The sequence below is a fragment of the Pseudomonas sp. NPDC089396 genome, from assembly GCF_044749545.1.
In the GTDB taxonomy this organism is placed as follows: domain Bacteria; phylum Pseudomonadota; class Gammaproteobacteria; order Pseudomonadales; family Pseudomonadaceae; genus Aquipseudomonas.
Genome location: NZ_JBIVIC010000001.1, coordinates 322,234 through 341,980, shown reverse-complemented (window position 1 = coordinate 341,980; position 19,747 = coordinate 322,234). Strand labels below are relative to the sequence as shown.

Sequence of the window (19,747 nt, the reverse complement as noted above, 5' to 3'; positions counted from 1 at the left end):
AAGTTGTGCTGAGATAGTAGCGGGCATAAGAATTGATGGGGAAATACTGTTATTGCATATGGATAGAGGGGTTTGTGGTGGCCGGGCGGGCCCTATCGCCGGCAAGCCGGCTCCCACAGGCCTGAACAAGCCGGAAAAAAGTCCGAAGATCAAGGCGATGGACGACATCGAATCAGATGGGTATCATGCGTGCGCGTTGCACTCGTAGCTCAGCTGGATAGAGTACTGCCCTCCGAAGGCAGGGGTCGTGGGTTCGAATCCCGCCGAGTGCGCCATATCAAGAAGCCCTGGGCCCACGCCCGGGGCTTTTTCGTTTGTGCGACATATCGCGTTCTGGCACTCCCGTGCCGCGGGGCATTGGTGATAGCGTGAGCAACCTTTTCACCTATCGCGAAGGAATGCGCCCCCATGCTCCTGAAAACACTTTCCGTAACCGTGCTGCTGGCCAGCGCGGGTCTGCTCAGCCTGCCTGCCCAGGCCAACCTTTCGCAGCAACAGTCCGCCGCCATCGTCAAAGCCTACGACGGCGCCGACCCGGCCAACTTCAAAGCGTTCCTCGGCAAGCTCAAGGGCAGTGAACTGGCCAAGGCCGACAACCTCGGTGCAACCCTCGACGCCTACCTCGCCAAAAAAGCCCTTACCGCCGACCAGCAGAACGAGATCAACCGTCTGCTCGGCCTGTACACCCGCATCAAGTACGGCAAGGCCGCCACCGAAACCCTGCGTGAACTGGTGGCCATCCCCACGTTCAGCGTCGATGGCGTCCCGCAGCATGAGAACCCCGAGTTCCACAAGATCGCCGACAAGATCAAGGCCCTGGCCGAAGGCTTTGGCCTGGCCTTCCGCAACATCGACAACCGCGTGTATGAGATTTCCCTCGGGACGGGCAAGGAAGTGGTCGGCATCCATGCCCACGCCGACGTGGTGCCGGTCAACCCTGACAACTGGAAGCTGGAAGACGGCACCCGCCTGGACCCCTTCAAGGTGACCCTGGTCGGCGACCGCATGTACGGCCGTGGCACCGAGGACGACAAGAACGGCATTGTCGTCGCCCTTTATGCGCTGAAGGTGGCCAAGGACGAACAGCTGCCACTGGCCCGGCAGTTCAAGCTGCTCATCGACACCACCGAAGAAACCAGCGGTGACGCCATCCCCTATTACTTCGCCCGCAACCCTACGCCCAACTACAACCTGGCGCTCGATGGCGGCTACCCGGTGGTGATCGCCGAGAAAGGCTACGGCACGGTCATGGCCAGCTTCAGCAACCGCCCAGGCAGAGGCGAAGGCGCAGAAATCATCAACCTTACCGGCGGCCTGGCCACCAACCAGATTCCGACCACTTCCGTGGCCACACTGGTAAGCGACAACCCGGCGCAATTGGCCGCGCAGCTCGAAAAAGCCGGTGCCGACTATGTGCAACGTAACGGCAACGACTTCAAGATCGACGCCAAGGCCGAGGGCGACAAGGTACTGCTCACGGTCACCGGCGTTTCGGCCCACTCTTCCGAACCGGAATCCGGGGTCAACCCGGTGGCGCGCATGCTCGGCTTCATCAACGGCCTGGGCCAGCAAGTGCCCCTCAAGCACAACCACTTCACCGATGCCGCCCGTTTTGCGGACGACAACTGGGGCCTGGACTACCTGGGCAACAAGCTTGGCATTGGTTTCAAGGATGAGTTCATGGGCCCGCTGACCGCCTCGCTGACCTTTGTCGGCGTGGATGAAAAAGGCCTGAAGCTGGCCGTCAACCTGCGCATCCCGAAAGGCAAGCCGCTGGCCACGATCAAGGACGAAATGGCCGACAAGCTGGGCCAATGGGCGCGCGGGAGCCACACCTCGGTGGCCTTCAACTACAGCCTCGACGAGCCGATGTATCGCAACCCCGAGGGTGAATGGGTCAAGGCCCTGCTGGACGTTGCCAGCGAGAACCTGGGCATGAAGCATGCGTTCGGCGCGTCGGCCGGCGCGACCTCGGTGCATGACTTGCCCAACGGCGTGCAGTTCGGTCTGGCCATGCCGGATGTGAAGTACACCGGGCACAACGACAACGAGTTCAAGACGGTTGAGCAGTTCATGCTCGACCTGCAGGTGGTGAGCGAGATGGTGGTGCGGATCGGGCAGATGCCGAAGCTCTGATTCGTCAGCACTGGCCCTATCGCCGGCAAGCCGGCTCCCACAGGTACTCCACTGTTTTCAGATTCAGTGGTGTACCTGTGGGAGCCGGCTTGCCGGCGATAGGGCCACAGCGCTTACCGCAGATCGGTACTCAGGCTCGGCGTACCAAACCCTTCCAGCGTCGCATTGGACGCATTCAGGTACTGCGCCCAGAAGTCGTTCAGCGCATCCATGGTCTTGCCGGATCGATACGCATGCTTCACCGCATCGGTAACCAGGCCTGCGCCGGACACATACACCCTGGCGCCTTGCAGGTCCGCGTACAGCCCCTTGCTCTGCGCAAGCTTGAGCTCGTTGCCGACATTGAGCTGCTTGATCTGGTTGGCCGCGTAGAAGCTGGTGTAGTCGGAATGCTCGAGCATGTCCGAAATCAGGTACACCACGCGCTCCTCCACCCCCTGCTCTTTGCTCATGTCTTCACCCACCCGGCGCAGGGTGTTCATGATCTCGCTCTTGGGGATGTCCTGGCGGGCCTCGCGCAGGCCCTTGACGAACAGGCCACCAAAGCCGGCCTGGAACGCTTTTTTCTGAGCCGCCAGGCACTGGTCCAGGCCACGCAGCTTGCGCATGTTCACATCGTCGCGCACATCGCCCTGCAACGGCATGTCCAGCTCGCCGGCATACACCAGGCGCTGATACTCACCCGGCAGGAACGCCGAGAAGGTATACAGCCTGACCCGGTCGCCCGCCTGCACGAACCGGTCGATCTGGCCCCAGCTGCTGCGTTGCAGATCTTCAGGCATCGGGATGGTCTGATCGATGATCACCACCAGCTCGCGGCCGGAGCCTGCCGGCTTGATGTCGACCAGGCCGTTGCGTGCGTAGCAGCTCTGCAGGTCGTTGCGTTCGGCGGCCAGCGCTGCACAAGGCAGCGCCAGCGCAAGGATCAGGGCCTTGGCAAGCCTCATGAGTGCATGCCCTCCTTTTTCGCCGGGAACAGGCCAAGCGCCTTGAGCGCCTGTTGTTGCTCGCGCACGTCGCGCAGTTGCGCCTCGCTGACATTCAGCGCACGGCTGGCGGCAGCCAGGCTTTCTTCCGGCAGGCCCGTGACATCGTGGAAGTCCGAAGCCTTGATTTCGGCCGCGGCGGCCGGGTCGACCACGGGGGCCTGCGGTGCAATCGGGGCGGCTACTACGGGTTGAGCCGCAGGTGCTGGGGCCGGTACTGGTGCTGGTGCAGCCACTTCGACAGCAGGCTTGGGCTTGACCGCCTGAGGCGAAACCTTGCCAGCCTTGTACTCGACGTAGGCGAGGAAGTTGCGATGTGCGGTGTTCTCCCCTTCCAGCGCGTGCAGCACAGCAGCGTCGGTATGGTCGCGGCTCGACAACGCGGTCTGCAGACGGCGCAGCTTGTCGTCGGCGTGGCTGGCGATGGCGTTGCGCTTCTGGTCCATCGCGTCGAGCATTTCCTCGGCGGTGGCATACTCGTGGGTCAGGCGCCAGGCGGTCGACGAGTGAGTGCCCGCGAAGTAGTAACGGCTGGCGAGCCAGATGCTGATGCCCTGAATGGCGATGTAGATCAGCGACAGCATGATGTAGGTGGTCAGGCTGGCCTGACGGATCGCATGCATCTTGTCGTCGAGGGTGGCGTTGTCAGCCTCGTCGTTGATGGCCTGGGACTCTGCCGGCAGGTCGAAAGGCGAACCGACGCTAGAGGTCTGCGCCGCCGTCTCGGCGCGCATGCCGTTGACCATTTCGGTCTCGATGCTGTCGAGGGTCGCCGAACGCACCACGAACGCACCCACGGCCATGGCCGCCACGAACACGCCGCAGACGATCAGCCAGACGAACTTGCGCGATACGTTGGAGTTGACGTCCTTCACCCGGGCCAGCAGTTGCTCGTAGTCCGGCTTGTCCGAGTCAGTGAAGGAGTCCTCCAGGTTGATCGCCTTGTTGGCCTTCAGCGAACGCGAGCGCTTGGACGGCTCTTCGCCTTGCCACCAGTGGCGGGCCCGGGCGATCAGGCTGTTGTGGTGCAGCGTGTGACCGGCGGCTTCGGCGAAGAACGCCGAGGCCACGGCGAGCAGGATGGCGGTACCCGCGGTCAGCCAATGGCGGTCATTGGTCGAGGCATCCATGTTCATCCAGCCTGCCAGTACGTAGGCAAAACCCATGGCTTCGATCAGTACCAGCATCAGCACCAGCACCAGTACCCAGGCCGGGCGCGGCGAGCGCCCCGCTTCACCGGCCTTGGCCAGGTAGTCGAGGGAGGCGTTGTAGCTGTTGGCGCCCTTCATGTACTTCTTGAACTGGCCAAAATACGGCTTGGCCAAGGTCACTTCGTGGTTGATCCAGCCATCGCTGTCGACCGAAGAGCGCTTGCGCGACAGGCGCGCCACCGTACCGATCAAGGGGAAGCTGTGCCACACACGGATCAGGAAGTACGACACCTCTTCCCAGTAGTTGCGCACGATCAGCGCAGTGACCAGCAGCGAAACGAGGCCGGCTGAGAGCAACTGATTGGCAAGAACCAGTGATTTGAGTGCAGCGAGCGATAAGTCTTCCATTCAGGACGTCCTTGACTGGGGTTACTTGATAACCGGGGTCGGCTTGTAGGGTGCAACGAAAGCGTCATTGCCGGCGGCATAGAACAAGGCGCCTTGGCTGACCTCGGCGTTGCCTTTGCTGAACACGATATCCATGCAGGAAATCGATGCCTGGCCGTCGCGGGTGAAGACCCGGTAGAGCACTTCGCTTTCGCCTTCGTAGGTGTTGGCCACGGCCTTCATGGTCCGTGGCTTGTGCTGGGTGGGCTGCTTGTAGTCTTCGACCAGCTGAAGGATCGGCTGGCGGTCGACCCTGGCGTTCTCGCGCAGAATCGATACCGGCGACACCGTCACCAGGTGGCCATTGACCAGGTTGGCCCAGACCCGGTTGTTGTAACCCGGCAGGTAGTCCTTGGTAGCGCGACGCTCCAGGGGCTGGTCGTTGACCATGCTCAGGACTTCGCCGGCATTGCGTGGCATGTCGGCTTCGCAACTGGACATCGGCATCTGCGCGGCATAGGCGCTGCTGACCAGGGTGAAACCGCTCTGTTTCGGCTTGATGCTCTGCGCCATGGTCCATTGGTAGCTGGTCACGGGCGTCCCGGCGAAGTCGACTTGCGGGCGAGCAGAGGCCGCCGCCTTGGCGGGGCTGGAACGGTCAGGGAGGCTGGCCACGGTCGTTTCGGGTTGTGCAGTCGCCTGCCGGGTGGGTTTCGACGCAGGCTTGCTGCGTACCTGGGCGGTGCTGGTGGCCTTGGGTTTGGCCGTGGTCGAGGTGCCATAGTGCAGGTAGCGCGTGTTGCCCGCTTCGGCCTGGGCCCGCATCACCAGAGCCTGTTCGTTGGCCAGTTCGACGATTTCCACGCGGCGGTTCTGGCCACGCAGCAGCGGGTCGCTGTTATCGGCAATCGGTCGCGAAGCCCCGGCCCCCTGGTAGTAGATTGCACTGGCGGGAATCCCCGCCTGCAGCATGACCTTGCCGACGGTCTTGGCGCGGCGCTCGGAGAGCTTCTGGTTGAAGTCGGCATTACCCACGGCATCACTGTGGCCGACGATCAGCATGCGACGCATCTGCGACTCTTTGGCTGCGGCCTGCTTGTCAGTGGCGGCAGGCTTGGCATACATCTGCGCCAACTTGGCCACGGCGCGCTGGCCGCTGGTGGTCAACTGGTCGGAGCCGGTGGCGAACATGCCGGTATCTTCGATCTGGGTCACCAGACCTGCCTGTTCTGGCACTGCGGTCACCACGGCGGCCGAAGCGACCGTCAACTGTTCGGTGGTGATCTTGAGGTTCTCTTCCTTGGCGATGCGGTCAAGCTCCTGCAGACGGGACTGCCAGACATAACCGACGACGCAACCCAGCGTGCCGCCGACTGCAACGCCCGGCAAGATTCCGTCCTTGCCCTTGAGGGCGTAACCGGCAGCGCCGCCGGCCACGACGCCAACGCCGCACAGCACTGGCATGCCGTAGTCCCTGCCAATGTCTTTCACGCTCTTGGAGATACTGTCCATCTGCTGAGTACTGCAACCAGCAGCGGTGATGAAGGCGCAGCTTAGCGCCGTGAGGCGAAACATGTTTTGCATGGCGGCTCCTTGCCGAAAAAGATCTGAATGATGGCAACTTGACATGCATTGTCACAGATTATTACCCCACCTGGGTATGCATTGCCGCCTCATCACAGCGCTTTTTTACCCATGCGCGTTGCACGCAATCGGTTCACCCATGACGTTTTTCAATTGACTCAATGCCGTTTCCTGCATTGCCGTGCAGGCCGGCGTGCCGGATGCTTTATTTACTCCGAGAGCTCGGTTTTTCCATCTGCAGAGGCCCGTATGAAGAACGTCGAAGAAATCCTCAAGACCAAGTCCCAGCACCAGACCGTGTACACCATCGGCCCGGATGACTCGGTGCTCGACGCGCTGAAACTGCTGGCGGAGAAAAACGTCGGTGCGCTCCCCGTGGTGGAGAACGACCAGGTGGTGGGAATCGTCAGCGAGCGTGACTATGCCCGCAAGCTGGTGCTCAAGGGCCGCTCTTCGGCAGCCACGCCAGTGCGGGAAATCATGAGCGCGCCGGTGGTCACGGTGGAGCCCAGGCAGAACCTTGAGTACTGCATGAACCTGATGACCGACCGTCACCTGCGCCACCTGCCAGTGGTCAATCATGGCGAATTGCTGGGCCTGCTCTCGATTGGCGACCTGGTCAAGGAAACCATCAAGGAACAGGCCAGCCTGATTCAGCAGCTGGAGCAGTACATTCGCGGCGAATGACCCCCCGCTAGTGGTAAGCGCGCTCCAGCTCGTCCAGCTGATGGTCGAAGCTGCGCAGGCGCGCCGACCAGGTGTACACCAGCACTTCCAGGTCGCGGTTGAGCACCGCCGTGTTGCCATGGCCGGTGCTCGACGGTTCGCACAGGTCGAGCTGGTAACGCTCGCGCGCCATGGCCGTGGCCACGCTGGAAAGGTCGCGGGCATTGGCCAGCCAATGGTGGTGGTGGTCGTGGATCTCGCGGTCGAGCGCTCGACACTGGCGTTTCAGCGCATCCAGGCTCTGCTCCAGGGGCGTACCCTTGAGTTCGCCCATCACCTCCTCGAAGGTGCGCCCGGAATGCCAGTAGCTGCCCCAGAAATAGCGGTCGAACACCGTCTCGACGCGGCGCAGGGCGACCTTGGTGTTCCAGATGGTCAGCAGCGTTCGCCCCTGCCTCACTTCACGTTTGTTCAGGTGCAACTGCTGCCAGGCAATCCACGTCAGCCCCATCAGCGCGACCGCCGCGGTCACCGCGGCCGCGGCGTACAGGAACTGCACAGCCTGGGTCATCTGCTGGGTTTGGCGGATACCGTAGAAATAACCGGCCGTCAGGGTGCCCAGGATCGTCACGGAGCACCAGAAACCTGGTGCGTAGGGATCTTTCATAGCGCGTATCCCCTTCTTGTTTTTCCTGAGCATAGCAACGGCCAAATCACTCATCAGGTGCCGCTCGGCGCTTTATTTTCGCGGGCGGCGTAATGCTTCGTTGAGTTGATCGAAAGGCTCCGCCCAATCAGCATCTTCATTGATGCTTTCTTTCAGGAAAGCGCGCTGGGAATCAGTCCAGAACGGCGCATCCACCAGCTTGATCTCGTTCTTCAACGGTGAGTGGCTGGTGATGAACTGGTCGATGCTCCTGGCGTCGTCGGGCAGGCCCAGTTGCTTGAACAGATCGGCGAATGGATGGATCGGTGCTTCCATGATTCCTCCTCATGTGCCGGGCAGGCCGTCCACGACGCCAACCCGGCATTGGTTTGTGCACATCAGCACAGCTCGCGTACTTCGGCTTGCGGTACCAGTTTCAGGTACTGCTCCATGCTCATGTGGATCAGGTGATCGTGATCGCCCGCCTCCAGGTAGACATCGCCCTGGCGGGTAAGACTCGAATCGAGCAGCATCTTTATCTGGTAGGCGTCACCCATTGCCGGAATGGCGCCGCGCTCGCAATCGCCGAACAGGTTCGGCAGGCCGCTTTCGCGGGTCAGTTGCCAGGCGCCGGACATGCGCACCTTGCTCATGTCCAGGTGCCGGTTGGCCGGTAGCACGGCCATGATGTAGTTGCCATGACGGTCGTCGAGCATGACCGACTTGGCGACCCGCTCTGCGGGTACCCCGGCCGTGCGCGCCGATTCGAGGCTGGTGGCCGAGTGTGGGTGGGGAATGATGTCGTAGTCGCAGTTGGCCTGGTCCAGGCGCTGCTGCAAGGTCTTGGCCATTCGCATGATGCACCTCCGGTTTCGCCCCCAATGTTCAAGTTTAGGCCGTACCCCGGCAGCCACGACTAAACTTCAATGATATAAACCCACGAGGTGACGACAGGTGCTCGCTCGCTGTTGCCGCTGGTTGATGCTGTTGCTGCTACTTGGCTGTGCACCGAGTAGCTTTGCAGCGCCCGGCACGGTCTGGGTGCTGAGCATCGACGACGCCATCGGCCCGGCCAGCGCCGATTACCTGGTTCGCAGCCTGGATCAGGCCAAGGACCAGGGCGCGCAGCTGGTGGTCATCCGCATGGACACGCCGGGCGGGCTGGACAGCGCCATGCGCCAGATGATCAAGGCGATCCTCGCAAGCCCGGTCCCGGTGGCCACCTTCGTCGCCCCCAGCGGCGCCCGCGCGGCCAGCGCCGGCACCTACATCCTGTATGCCAGCCACGTGGCGGCCATGGCCCCCGGGACCAACCTCGGTGCCGCTACACCGGTGCAGATCGGTGGTCCACCTGGCGCGCCAAAGGACGACAAGGCCAAACCGAGCGAGGATGAGCAAACCCTCGCCCGGAAACAGGTCAACGATGCCGCTGCCTATATCCGTGGTCTGGCCCAGCTGCGGGGGCGCAATGCCGACTGGGCGGAACAGGCCGTACGCGAGGCGGTCAGCCTGCCGGCCAGTGAAGCGCTGCGCCTGAAGGTAATCGATCAGGTGGCCGACGACCTGCCCGACCTGATGCGCCAGCTCGACGGCAAGACGCTCGTCGCCGCCGGTCAGTCGCACGCGCTGCAAACCCGCGACGCGACCCTCGTCGAACACTTGCCGGACTGGCGCACACGCCTGCTGGCAGTCATTACCAACCCCAGCGTGGCGCTGATCCTGATCATGATCGGCGTCTACGGCCTGCTGTTCGAATTCATGAACCCAGGCTCGGCGGTCGGTGGTGTAGTCGGTGGCATCTGCCTGCTGCTGGCGTTATATGCGCTGCAGTTGTTGCCGGTGAGTTTCGCCGGCGTGGCACTCATTCTGCTCGGCATCGCCTTCATGATCGCCGAAGCGTTCCTGCCCAGTTTCGGCGTGGTCGGTTTCGGCGGCATCGTTGCCTTCGTGGTCGGTGCACTGATCCTGGTCGACACCGATGCGCCCGGCTTCGGCATCCCGTTGGCACTGATCGCCACCTTGGCCGTGCTCTCGGCGCTGTTGATCGGCGGCGTGTTGGGCATGGCCATGAAAGCGCGTCAGCGGGCACTGGTCAGTGGCGATGCCGGCCTGGTCGGCAGCCTGGTCACCGTCACCCAGGTCACAGCTGAAGACCCCTTCTGCGGCTCTGTGCAGGCCCAGGGGGAACAGTGGCAAGTCCATTGCGCGACACCCCTGCAAACTGGCCAGCACGTGCGGGTCACGGCACGCCATGGGGTCATGCTGGAAGTGAGCGCCGCCGCAGCGGCGCAAGGGGAATGACGATGTTCATGCAATTGGGTTTTGGCGCCGTGCTGATCGTGCTGGCGATGCTGCTGCTCTCGGCGTTTCGCATCCTGCGCGAATACGAGCGTGGCGTGGTGTTCCAGCTGGGGCGCTTCTGGCAGGTCAAGGGGCCGGGATTGATCCTGCTGATTCCGGTGATCCAGCAAATGGTGCGGGTCGATCTGCGTACCGTGGTGCTGGATGTGCCGCCGCAAGATGTGATCACCCGCGACAACGTCTCGGTCAAAGTCAACGCCGTGCTGTACTTTCGCGTGCTCGACCCGCAGAAGGCGATCATCCAGGTCGAGGACTTCCTGGTCGCCACCAGCCAGCTGGCGCAAACCACCCTGCGCGCGGTGCTCGGCAAGCACGAACTGGATGAGCTGCTGGCCGAGCGCGAACAGCTCAACCTGGACATCCGCCAGGTGCTGGACGCCCAGACCGATGCCTGGGGCATCAAGGTGGCCAATGTCGAGATCAAGCATGTCGACCTCAACGAATCGATGGTCCGCGCCATCGCCCGCCAGGCCGAGGCGGAACGCGAGCGGCGGGCCAAGGTGATTCATGCCGAAGGGGAGCTGCAGGCTTCGGAGAAACTGATGCAGGCGGCGCAGATGCTGAGCCGGGAGCCGGGGGCCATGCAGTTGCGGTACATGCAGACGCTGGGGTCGATTGCCGGGGACAAGAGTTCGACCATCGTGTTTCCGATGCCGCTGGACTTGCTCAAGGGGATGGTGGAGAGGCCGAAATAGCTGGGGCCTCTGCGAGGCCCTTTCGCGACACAAGGCCGCTCCTACAGACGTTCGCGAACCCTGTAGGAGCGGCCTTGTGTCGCGATAGGGCTGCAAAGCAGCCCCAACAATCGGTCAGATCGGCGCGCGGCGCAACGTCGCCAGGAAAGTAGCTGCACCAATGAACAACCCGGCAAACGTGCGGTTCAGGCGTTTCTGCTGCTTGGGCGTGCGCAGCATGCGCAGAACCCGAGCCGCCAGCCCGGTGTAACCCGCCATCACCAGCATATCGACGGTGACCATGGTGATCGTGATCGCCACGTACTGCGGCAACAGCGGTGCATGCGGGTTGAGGAACTGCGGCAGCACCGCGAGCATGAACACCAGCGCCTTAGGGTTGCTGACGTTGACCAGGAAACCGCGGAACACCAGGCTCAGGGGCTTGCCGATCGGACGCACGCCCGATTCCTCGGTCATGTCCATCGGCAACGCACGCCATTGCTTGTAGGCCAGGTAGATCAGGTAGGCGACACCGAACCACTTGATGATCTGGAAGGCGGTGGCGGAGGCAGCGAGGATGGCGCCGACACCGGCGGCAATGATGGCGATCTGCACGATCAGGCCCAGCTGCAGGCCCAGGGCGTTCCAGTAACCGCGCCAGAAACCGTACTGCAGGCCGCTGGACATCGAGGCAATCGCCCCGGCGCCCGGTGAAAGGCTGATCACCCAGCACGCGGCAAAGAAGCCCAACCACACTTCCATCGACATCACACACCTCGCTCGACATATGTTGCAAAACGTTAAGCTAAGGGGTTGGTGAAAAAATGACCAGTGATTTCTGCAGAATTTCTGGCGCCTGTTCCGGCCCTATCGCCGGCAAGCCGGCTCCCACAGGGGAAATCACAGGGCGCATCTGTGGGAGCCGGCTTGCCGGCGATGGGCCAGCACTGACTACATCAATGAATCAGGACAACGCCTCAAGCTCAGCCTGCATGCTCTCCAGCGTTTCCAGGGCTTCCATCCACCCCTCTTCAAGCTCGCCTTCACGCTGCTTGAGCTTGGTCTGCCGCGCCAGCAGGTCACGCAGCTCATCCTTGCGTGCCGCCTCATACAAGCCACTGTCACCCAACGCCGTCTCGATCTCGGCCAGCTGCGCATGCACCTGGTTGAGCTCGGTCTCCAGCTTGTCGGCGACCTTCTTGTGCGGCGCCAGCTGCTGACGCAAGGCTGCAGCGGCCTGACGCTGGGCCTTCTTGTCGGTCTTGTCCGGGTTGACCGGGGCATTGCTCGCCGGCGCACTGCGCTGACGGAATTCGACCAGCCAGCGGCTGTAGTCGTCCAGGTCGCCATCGAAGGTGTCGACCTTGCCGTCGGCCACCAGCAGGAACTCGTCGGTGGTGCTCTTGAGCAGATGACGGTCGTGGGAAACCACCACCACGGCACCGGAAAACTCCTGCAACGCCATGGTCAGCGCCAGGCGCATTTCCAGGTCGAGGTGGTTGGTCGGTTCGTCGAGCAGCAACAGGTTAGGCCGTTCCCAGGCGATCAGTGCCAGGGCCAGCCGGGCCTTCTCACCACCGGAGAAATTCACCACTGGCTCGTCGACGCGATCACCGTGGAAGTCGAAGCCACCGAGGAAGTCGCGCAGGGTCTGCTCGCGCTCGGTCGGGGCAATACGCTGCAGGTGCAGCAGCGGGCTGGCCTTGTCGTCCAGCGAGTCGAGCTGGTGCTGGGCGAAGTAGCCGACGGCGAGGTTCTCGCCACGGACCAGGCGGCCCGACTGCGGCTCGAGCTCGCCGGCGAGGTTCTTGATCAGGGTCGACTTGCCGGCGCCATTAGGGCCCAGCAGGCCGATCCGCGCACCCGGCACCAGCTGCAGCTTGACCTTGTCGAGGATCGCCTTGTCGCCATAGCCGAGGCGGCCTTCGGAGAGGCTCAGCAGCGGGCTGGAAATCTTCGCCGACTCTCGGAAGACGAAGTCGAACGGCGAATCGACATGTGCCGCCGACAGCTCCTCCATGCGCTCCAGGGCCTTGATCCGGCTCTGCGCCTGGCGGGCCTTGGTGGCCTGGGCCTTGAAGCGGGCAATGTACTTTTCCATGTGCGCGCGCTGGGCCTGCTGCTTCTCGTAGGCTTGCTGCTGCTGCGCCAGGCGCTCGGCGCGGGTGCGCTCGAAGGCGCTGTAGCCGCCTTTGTACAGGTTGAGTTTGCGCTGCTCGACATGCAGCACATGGTCGACCACGGCATCGAGGAAGTCGCGGTCGTGGGAGATCAGCAACAGTGTGCCGGGGTAGCCCTTGAGCCAGTCTTCGAGCCACAGGATGGCATCGAGGTCCAGGTGGTTGGTCGGTTCGTCGAGCAGCAACAGGTCGGACGGGCACATCAATGCCTGGGCAAGGTTCAGGCGCATCCGCCAGCCACCGGAGAAGTCACCGACCTGGCGGTCCATCTGCTCATTGGTAAAGCCAAGGCCCGCCAGCAGCTTGCGCGCACGCGCATCGGCGGTGTAGCCGTCGGCGCTTTCCAGCTCACTGTGCAGGCGCGCCAGCGCGGTGCCGTCGTGGGCCTGCTCGGCCACGGCGAGCTCGGCCTGGACCTTGCGCAGGCGCGCATCGCCGTCGAGCACATAGTCCACGGCCAGGCGATCGAGGGTATCGACCTCCTGGCGCATGTGGGCGATGCGCCAGTCAGCGGGCAGCTGGCAGTCGCCGCCATCGGGCGACAGCTCGCCGCGCAGCAAGGCGAACAGGCTGGATTTACCGGCACCGTTGGCGCCGATCAGGCCGGCCTTGTGACCGGTGTGCAGGGTCATCTCGGCGCCTTCTAGCAAGCGCTGCGGACCACGCTGTAAAGTGAGGTTGGATAGTCTGATCATGATGGTCGCGGAGTCTACCAGCTTCCTCGGCCCGTAGCGTGAGTGGAATCATGTACACCGACCTGTGGAATCACGCCTTGGCCCTGTATGCACGGCCCGGTGTCGAAACGGCCTGTTTGCACGTGCAGGCACTGGATGGCGATGTCTGCCTGCTGCTGTGTGCGACCTGGTTGCAGGCGCGCGGCGTCGAGCCAAACCCTGCGCGCGCAGCCGCATTGCGCGCACTTGCAGAACCTTGGCAGCGGGAGGTGGTGACGCCTCTGCGCCGTCTGCGCCAGGCATGGCGAACGCCCGCGCAGCACGACCCGCACCTGGCGGCGCTGAGAGAGCAGGTGAAAGGGCTGGAACTACAAGCAGAGAGGACGTTGCTGGAGCGCCTGCAGGCATGCGCCCAGCAATGGCCCGCAGACGCGCACGCGAGCACGGGCGACTGGCTGGCCTGGCTGGCACCCGACCAGGCCCGTGGCCACGACGCGCTGGAACAGTTGCGCGTCGCGGCCGCAGGGCTTCAGGAGGCCGACGAAGGCGCCTGAGCCGAGGTGCTGGCGGGTGCCGAAGGTGCTGCCGGTGCAGCAGCCGAGTTGGTCACCGGTGCAGGGGCGGTCGAAGTAGCCGGTTTGGCTTCGGCCGGCTTGCTCGCAACCGGCTTGGCGGCGGGCTTGGCTGCAGTCCTGGCAGCGGGCTTGGCTGCGGCTGGCTTGGCGGCCGATTTGGCGGCTGCCGGCTTGGCAGGGGCTTTAGCAGCAGCAGACTTGGCGGCCGGTTTCGCAGCGGGCTTGGCCGCTGCAGGTTTTGCAGCGGGCTTGGCGGCAGCGGTTTTGGCGGCGGCAGGCTTGGCGGCGGGTTTAGCGGCAGCAGCTCTTGCCGGAGCGGCTTTGGCGGCGGCCGGCTTGGCAGCAGGTTTAGCCGCAGCAGCTTTGGCCGGGGCCTTGGCAGCGGCTGGCTTGGCAGCTGCAGTGCGAGCTGGAGCCTTGGCGGCAGCTGGCTTGGCAGCTGCGGTTCGAGCTGGAGCCTTGGCGGCGGCAGCCCGAGCAGGTGCCTTGGCCGGTGCCTTGGCAGCGGTAGCCCGAGCAGGTGCCTTGGCCGGTGCCTTGGCAGCGGGTTTTGCAGCCGCCTTGGCCGCAGGTTTGGCTGCAGCTTTCGCAGGTGCCTTGGCAGCGGCAGGTTTAGCCGATTTGGCCGCGACCGCGCGCTGGTCCAGTGCCTTGCCAGCAGCTTCGCGCACCTTGCCAACACCCTGGGCCAGTTTCAGGCTTTCCTGAGCATCGCGCTTGAGTTGCTGAATATAAGTACGGGTCTGCGTCTGGCGTTCTTTGAGCGCATCGAGCAGCCCTTCAAGTTCACCGATCGCTTTCTGCGCCTTGCCCTGGGCCTTGGCTTTGCCTGCCTTGGCCGCGTCCTGCAACTTCACGCGACCGTTATGCAGTTTTTCCTGGGCCTTGACGCGTTGCTTTTCCAACTTGGCCAGCAGTTTTTCCGCATCAGCCAGCGCTTGCGAGCAGGCATCTTCCAAATGTTCGAGCAGGCTGCCCGAAAGTTGCTGGAGCAGGTGTAATGGCGTACTTACTGGCTTCTTTTTAGCCGACATGGTTTACCTCCTGGCTGACGAGTTTGCGGCTCATACTATGCTTCTGCTGCTACTGCCGCTAGGGCATGTGACAGTATCACTCGTGCCGCGTTGCATGCCTGGGCAAAGTTGTTATCTTGCAGCTCCGTGAAAGTGTAGTTGCTTAACAAATCGCTGCTGATATTTACGCATAGCTGCCCAACAAGGCTGGCATACTTCATCGCTCATTGAGCTGGAGTTGAGCATGCCTCGTTATCTTGTATTTGGCCTGTGCCTGGTGGCGCCCTTCGCCCTGGCCGCCCCCGAGGCTGCCCCCAACGACGACCCTGACCTTGCCTACAGCCTTGGCGCCAGCCTGGGCGAACGCCTGCGCCAGGAGGTCCCTGGGCTGCAACTGGAGGCATTGGTCGAAGGCCTGCGCCAGTCCTATCAGAACCAGCCACTGAAACTCGACAAGGCACGCATGCAAGCGATTCTGCAGCAGCACGAAGCGCAGGCGGGCAACGCAGCCGAGCAGCCCGAAGTGACGCAGCTGCAAGCGATCGAAACGCGCTTCATGGCCAGTGAACGCGCACGTGCCGGCGTGCATGAGCTGCCAGAAGGTGTGCTTTACAGTGAGCTGAGCAGCGGCAATGGCGCACAGCCAAAAGCCAACGGCAAGGTACAGGTGCGCTATGTCGGCAGGCTGCCGGACGGCTCGGTATTCGACCAGAACCAGCAGCCGCAATGGCTCAGCCTGGATTCGGTGATCGAAGGCTGGCAGGTGGCGTTGCCGCAGATGAAAGTGGGCTCGAAATGGCGCCTGGTGATCCCTTCGGCCCAAGCCTACGGTGCCGAGGGCGCAGGTGACCTGATCGCGCCCTACACACCACTGGTATTCGAGATCGAGCTGCTTGCGGTAGGCGACTGATACAGGCCTCAGGCCTGGACCACGCCCTCTTCCTTGTGCGCGGTGTGCAGCACCTCGATCAGGCAGTCTTCCAGCTCGAAGCGCTCGTGCAGCAGGCTGCCGAGCTTGCCCAGTTTCTCGGCGAAGCGTTCGGTATCCGTGCACTCGCCTTTCTCGCAGTGGTCATTGAAGGCCAATGCGATCTGGGTGATGTCGTTGATCCTTGGGTTGATTTCTTCAGCCAGCTTCAAGGCCTTCTGGTCGCCGAATGCCTTGGCCTCGGTGACCAGTTGCTCGCTGACTTCGAAATGCCAGGCCGACACGTAATCGACCAACACCGCGCAAAAATCGCGGTTCTTGTCCTTGTCTGCAAAAGCCGGCTTGGCATCGCGCAAGGCGCGGAAAGCCTGAACCAGCTCCTCTCGTTCCTTGAGCCAGCGGTCGATCAGCTTGTGAACCCCACCCCAGCGTTCCTGGGCGTTCTGACAACTATCGAGCATGGCGATCTCTTCCCTTCTGGGTAGATGCCGCTGCACCTCGCACCACGACATGCAGCACAAAGGTGACATCAGCAGGACGGCATCGAGCAGTTGTGTTTTCAGTATGCGTGCTGGGAGATTATTCCCGCGCGTGCTGACCATCAAGGTACGCAGCAGACAAAGTTCATACAAGCGTTTAATACCCCTGCGCAGCACCACTGGTCGCGCTAGCGCCAAGGCCTTGCGCTGGGTCAAGTTTTGCCGAGGGTGCGGAAACGATACGCCAGCAAGAAGACCACGGGCGGCGTCGCCAGCAGCAGGAAAGCCAGCAGGCTCCATTCGGGCAGGGTCAGGTCAAGAAAGCTCCAGGTCAGCGAACTGCAGTCCGAGCCGCCCATCACCAGCTGTCGTGCCGCGTCACCCCAAGGCTGGTCGAACACGCGCCAGATCGACGACGGGCAAACATGGCTGGCAGGGTCAGCTCCTTGCAGCCAGACATGCCGCGCCGCCAAAAGCGCGCCAACTGCCGAACTGGCCAGCGCTGCTCTGGCATACCGCCGAACGCCCAGTGAACCGGGCGCATGCACCGCGGCGAACAGGCAGATCGCTGCATATACGCCCAACAGCACACGCTGACTGAAACACAGCGTGCAAGGCTTCAGCCCCAACGTCGCTTCCAGGTAGAAGGTCGCGACCAGCACAACCAACGAGGCCAGGCAGGCGGGAAGAAAAAACGTGCGCAGACGGGCCGACATGGGTGATGGAGGTCCGGTGGTGAATGAAGTGGCTTGAAACGGTAGAGGAAAGACGCGCTTTGTTTCAAGGCAAGACAGTGGCGAGAAGTCACTGAGCAGAGGGGGAAAACTCCAACCTAGCTGTAGGAGAATTCTTTGGAATGGTGATGGAGATGTAACCTGATTCGCTAGGGAAATTACCTGCCCCCAGGGCCCGCGCCTCAGCGCGGGCCCTGGGGTGGGTCATGCGCGTACGCCTTCTGGCAATGGCAATGCCAGCAGGCGCTCATCGAGCAGGCCCAGCCCTTCCTGGAATAGCTGGTTGCTACGTTCAGTCTCGCCCAGCCCCGCCAGCAACCTGGCAAGCTCGGCACAGGTTTCCGGGTTGCGCTCCATGCGCAGGCTGCTTTCCAGGTAATCGCGGGCCTTGCCCCACAGGCGGTTCTGCAAGCTCAGGCGACCGAGCGTGAGCAGCAGGCTCGGATCCTCCGGGTGATCCTTGAGCCAGGCTTCAGCCGTCTGCAATTGACGCGCCGGGTCATCGCCGCGCACCAAACCATAAAGGCGCGCCAGATGGCTCTCGTATTCGCGCTTGAGTGCGCCGCGCAGTACCTGCTCGGCTTCGCCCTGGGCCCCCACCTGACGCAACTGCTCGGCGTAAGCCAGTACCAACTGCGGCTCCTGGCGCTGCGCCGAGGTCAATTGCTGCCAAGCACGCTCCAGTGACTGGCGAGCGCTCTGCGAATCGTCGCCACGGGTGGACGCCAGGCTCAGGTTCTGGCCCCAGGCGCGCTGCTCCAACGCGGCAAGCTCGTTGACCGGGAGCACCTTGTGCTTGCGCAGGTCGGGCAACAGACGAATCAAGGCCGACCAATCGCCACGTTCCAGGTACAGGCGCTGCAGCAGGCGCAACACCTGATTGTTCTGCGGATGCCGCTCTTGCATGGCCAGCAGGGTTTCCAGGGCGCCATCGCTTTCGCCACGGTCCATCTGCAACTGTGCATGGGTCAGGGCAATGGCCAGTTCGGCCTGGGGCTGCCGCTCCAGGGCGCGCTCAAGCAGGCTGTCGCTGTCTTGTACGCGGCCCTGTTCATTGGCCGCGCGCGCTGCGCCGAGGTAGTACAGCAGCGGTTGGCGTTCAGCTTCGGCGGCACGGTGCAGGTGGCGCTGCGCGCTGGCCCAACGGCCCTCGGCAAGGTCCAGCTGGCCCTGTTCGATGGCAATGCGCACGCGTCGGCTACGGTTGCGCCGCGACCACGGGTTGACCACGCCACTGGAAGTCAAGACCAGGCCCACCAGGTAACGCAGCAGCCACACCAGCGCGACGATGGCGACCAGCGCAGCGAGCGCTGCCCACAGCCCGGACTGGTAGCGGAAGCCGCCATAGGAAATCAGCACGTAGCCACTGTGCTTGGCCACCGCGATGCCCAGCGCCGCGGCGATCACGATCGCCAGCACCGCCAGCAGGTAGACACGCTTCATGGCTTGCCCCCTTCGTTTTCGGCGGGCAGGTGGCGGCGCTGAATGTAGGCCTGTACCGCTGCCAGGCTCTCGCTCAAGTCAGGGGTCACCACCGAGACAGGCTGATCGGCCAGCGCGTTGAGGCTGTCGAGCATGGCCTTGCTCTGCGGGTTGTCCGCGTTGAAGTTGGCCAGCAGTACGCTGCGCGCGTCATCCAGGGCCTGGGTGTAGACCTTGGCCTCGCCGTTGAGCGCAGCCCACTGGGCTTGTTCGATGGTCAGGCTCAGGGCCAGGCGTAGCTGGTTGAGCGACTGCCCGGCCAGCAGCGGCCGCACATTCTCGTCAGCGTCGAAATCGATCTGGAAGTACTTGGAGATCTCGGCCCACCACTGCGACAGCCGGCTGGCACCATCGCCATCGGCGGTCAGAGCGCCGAGCGCATCGGCATTGCTGTCGAACTCCGGCGACTGGGCGCTGAGCTGCTGCACCAGGTCACGCTGGGCGGCCAACTTGAGGAACAGGCCGGTGCGGTCCGGTTGCTGGGTGCTGTTGAGTGTCGCCAGGCTGCGCGCCAGTTGCTCACGGGCGGCGAAGGCGCCAGGGTCGCTCTGCTCGCGAAGGATCTCGTCGGCGCCTTCGACCAGCGCCTTGGCACTGGTGATGTCCTGCAACGCCGAGAGGCGAAGGGTGGCCAGGCGCAACAGGTGCTCGGCCTCGGCCAGACGCCATTCCTTGCGGCTCTCGCCCAGTACGGTTTCAAGGCGCTGGCTGAGGCGTTGCTGGTCGCCCTGCAGTTGCGCCACCAGGCGGCGGCGGTCTTCCAGCTCGCTGGCGGCCGGCAGGCTGGCCAACTGGGCGCTGATCTGCTGCTCGCGCTGCTGCAGCGCGGCAGCGCGCTGGTTCAACGCCTCCAGGTGCTGGCCCTGGTTCACTTCACTGCCTTGCAGCTGCCGCACCTGCCAGACACCCCAACCGCCCACCGCAACCCCGGCAGCGCCTACCAGTAACGCCAGCACCGCCAGGCCGCTGCCAGAGCGTTTGGCGGATGGGGTGGTAACCGGTTGCGTCGGCTCCTGGGCCGACGGCTGATCATTGTTCGACAAGACAGTTTCGCTCACGTATCCATCCTTTGCATGGGGGCACTCCGCTCT

19 protein-coding genes and 1 tRNA gene are annotated in these 19,747 nt (G+C 63.3%); 7 read left to right on the top strand and 13 right to left on the bottom strand.

The genetic code is table 11. From position 1 onward, the window contains the following. Positions 1–198 precede the first annotated feature (198 nt). A tRNA-Arg gene (locus ACIPZB_RS01675) sits at positions 199–275 on the top strand. A 133-nt stretch (positions 276–408) separates the two neighbouring features. Then, entirely contained in the window at positions 409–2,136 is a 1,728-nt protein-coding gene (locus tag ACIPZB_RS01670) for a dipeptidase (protein WP_400638740.1), read from the top strand. Between the two features lie 113 nt (positions 2,137–2,249). On the opposite strand, the gene ACIPZB_RS01665 is transcribed toward ACIPZB_RS01670, so the two are convergent. Genes ACIPZB_RS01665 through ACIPZB_RS01655 form a run of 3 tightly spaced genes read right to left on the bottom strand, consistent with a single transcriptional unit; the run spans position 2,250 to position 6,244 of the window. Then, positions 2,250–3,083 carry a hypothetical protein gene (locus ACIPZB_RS01665; RefSeq protein ID WP_400638739.1) on the bottom strand — a complete coding sequence of 278 codons (834 nt, stop codon included), beginning with the start codon at positions 3,081–3,083 and terminating at the stop codon, positions 2,250–2,252. Beyond that, positions 3,080–4,681 carry a hypothetical protein gene (locus ACIPZB_RS01660; protein ID WP_400638738.1) on the bottom strand — a complete coding sequence of 534 codons (1,602 nt, stop codon included), beginning with the start codon at positions 4,679–4,681 and terminating at the stop codon, positions 3,080–3,082. Before ACIPZB_RS01660 ends, ACIPZB_RS01665 begins: the two co-directional genes overlap by 4 nt. Before the next feature lie 21 nt (positions 4,682–4,702). Further along, positions 4,703–6,244 carry an OmpA family protein gene (locus ACIPZB_RS01655; RefSeq protein ID WP_400638737.1) on the bottom strand — a complete coding sequence of 514 codons (1,542 nt, stop codon included), beginning with the start codon at positions 6,242–6,244 and terminating at the stop codon, positions 4,703–4,705. Positions 6,245–6,493: 249 nt separating this feature from the next. Here ACIPZB_RS01655 and ACIPZB_RS01650 point away from each other — a divergent pair, with 249 nt between their 5' ends. Continuing rightward, entirely contained in the window at positions 6,494–6,931 is a 438-nt protein-coding gene (locus ACIPZB_RS01650; protein ID WP_400638736.1) for a CBS domain-containing protein, read from the top strand. Between the two features lie 7 nt (positions 6,932–6,938). Here ACIPZB_RS01650 and ACIPZB_RS01645 read toward each other — a convergent pair whose 3' ends face one another. From ACIPZB_RS01645 to ACIPZB_RS01635, 3 genes are all read right to left on the bottom strand, one after another. After that, complete coding sequence (locus ACIPZB_RS01645; protein ID WP_400638735.1) at positions 6,939–7,577, bottom strand: NADH:ubiquinone oxidoreductase subunit N; 639 nt, start codon at positions 7,575–7,577, stop codon at positions 6,939–6,941. A gap of 72 nt (positions 7,578–7,649) precedes the next feature. Next, positions 7,650–7,892, bottom strand: a complete 243-nt coding sequence (locus ACIPZB_RS01640; RefSeq protein WP_400638734.1) for a DUF2789 domain-containing protein — start codon at positions 7,890–7,892, stop codon at positions 7,650–7,652. Positions 7,893–7,954: 62 nt separating this feature from the next. Beyond that, positions 7,955–8,413 carry an aminoacyl-tRNA deacylase gene (locus ACIPZB_RS01635; protein WP_008099435.1) on the bottom strand — a complete coding sequence of 153 codons (459 nt, stop codon included), beginning with the start codon at positions 8,411–8,413 and terminating at the stop codon, positions 7,955–7,957. Positions 8,414–8,510: 97 nt separating this feature from the next. Between ACIPZB_RS01635 and ACIPZB_RS01630 the strand changes: the two genes are divergently transcribed. After that, positions 8,511–9,857 (top strand): nodulation protein NfeD, encoded by a 1,347-nt coding sequence (locus tag ACIPZB_RS01630; RefSeq protein ID WP_400638733.1) that lies wholly within the window; start codon positions 8,511–8,513, stop codon positions 9,855–9,857. 2 nt (positions 9,858–9,859) lie between these two features. Next, complete coding sequence (locus ACIPZB_RS01625) at positions 9,860–10,612, top strand: slipin family protein (protein WP_043274085.1); 753 nt, start codon at positions 9,860–9,862, stop codon at positions 10,610–10,612. Between the two features lie 114 nt (positions 10,613–10,726). Here the strand turns inward: ACIPZB_RS01625 and ACIPZB_RS01620 are convergent, their stop codons facing one another. Together ACIPZB_RS01620 and ACIPZB_RS01615 are read right to left on the bottom strand one after the other, a co-directional pair. Next, positions 10,727–11,359: a LysE family transporter gene (locus tag ACIPZB_RS01620; RefSeq protein WP_400638732.1), complete on the bottom strand. Its 633-nt coding sequence runs from the start codon at positions 11,357–11,359 to the stop codon at positions 10,727–10,729. 196 nt (positions 11,360–11,555) lie between these two features. After that, on the bottom strand, positions 11,556–13,466 hold the full coding sequence (locus tag ACIPZB_RS01615; protein WP_400638731.1) for an ATP-binding cassette domain-containing protein: 1,911 nt from the start codon (positions 13,464–13,466) through the stop codon (positions 11,556–11,558). Between the two features lie 50 nt (positions 13,467–13,516). Between ACIPZB_RS01615 and ACIPZB_RS01610 the strand changes: the two genes are divergently transcribed. Further along, positions 13,517–13,999, top strand: coding sequence for a TIGR02444 family protein (locus tag ACIPZB_RS01610; protein WP_400638945.1), 483 nt, complete (start codon positions 13,517–13,519; stop codon positions 13,997–13,999). On the opposite strand, the gene ACIPZB_RS01605 is transcribed toward ACIPZB_RS01610, so the two are convergent. After that, positions 13,975–15,054, bottom strand: coding sequence for an AlgP family protein (locus tag ACIPZB_RS01605; protein WP_400638730.1), 1,080 nt, complete (start codon positions 15,052–15,054; stop codon positions 13,975–13,977). The genes ACIPZB_RS01610 and ACIPZB_RS01605 overlap by 25 nt on opposite strands. Positions 15,055–15,277: 223 nt before the next feature. Here ACIPZB_RS01605 and ACIPZB_RS01600 point away from each other — a divergent pair, with 223 nt between their 5' ends. Then, positions 15,278–15,943, top strand: a complete 666-nt coding sequence (locus ACIPZB_RS01600) for an FKBP-type peptidyl-prolyl cis-trans isomerase (RefSeq protein ID WP_400638729.1) — start codon at positions 15,278–15,280, stop codon at positions 15,941–15,943. Between the two features lie 8 nt (positions 15,944–15,951). On the opposite strand, the gene rsd is transcribed toward ACIPZB_RS01600, so the two are convergent. The 4 genes from rsd to ACIPZB_RS01580 form a co-directional block, all read right to left on the bottom strand. Further along, positions 15,952–16,422, bottom strand: a complete 471-nt coding sequence (gene rsd, locus ACIPZB_RS01595; RefSeq protein WP_400638728.1) for a sigma D regulator — start codon at positions 16,420–16,422, stop codon at positions 15,952–15,954. A 230-nt stretch (positions 16,423–16,652) separates the two neighbouring features. Then, positions 16,653–17,156 carry a disulfide bond formation protein B gene (locus tag ACIPZB_RS01590; RefSeq protein ID WP_400638727.1) on the bottom strand — a complete coding sequence of 168 codons (504 nt, stop codon included), beginning with the start codon at positions 17,154–17,156 and terminating at the stop codon, positions 16,653–16,655. A gap of 222 nt (positions 17,157–17,378) precedes the next feature. Further along, positions 17,379–18,617 (bottom strand): heme biosynthesis protein HemY, encoded by a 1,239-nt coding sequence (locus ACIPZB_RS01585; protein WP_400638726.1) that lies wholly within the window; start codon positions 18,615–18,617, stop codon positions 17,379–17,381. Beyond that, positions 18,614–19,714: a uroporphyrinogen-III C-methyltransferase gene (locus tag ACIPZB_RS01580; RefSeq protein ID WP_400638725.1), complete on the bottom strand. Its 1,101-nt coding sequence runs from the start codon at positions 19,712–19,714 to the stop codon at positions 18,614–18,616. The genes ACIPZB_RS01585 and ACIPZB_RS01580 overlap by 4 nt, the downstream gene beginning before the upstream one ends. Between the last annotated feature and the right edge of the window lie 33 nt (positions 19,715–19,747).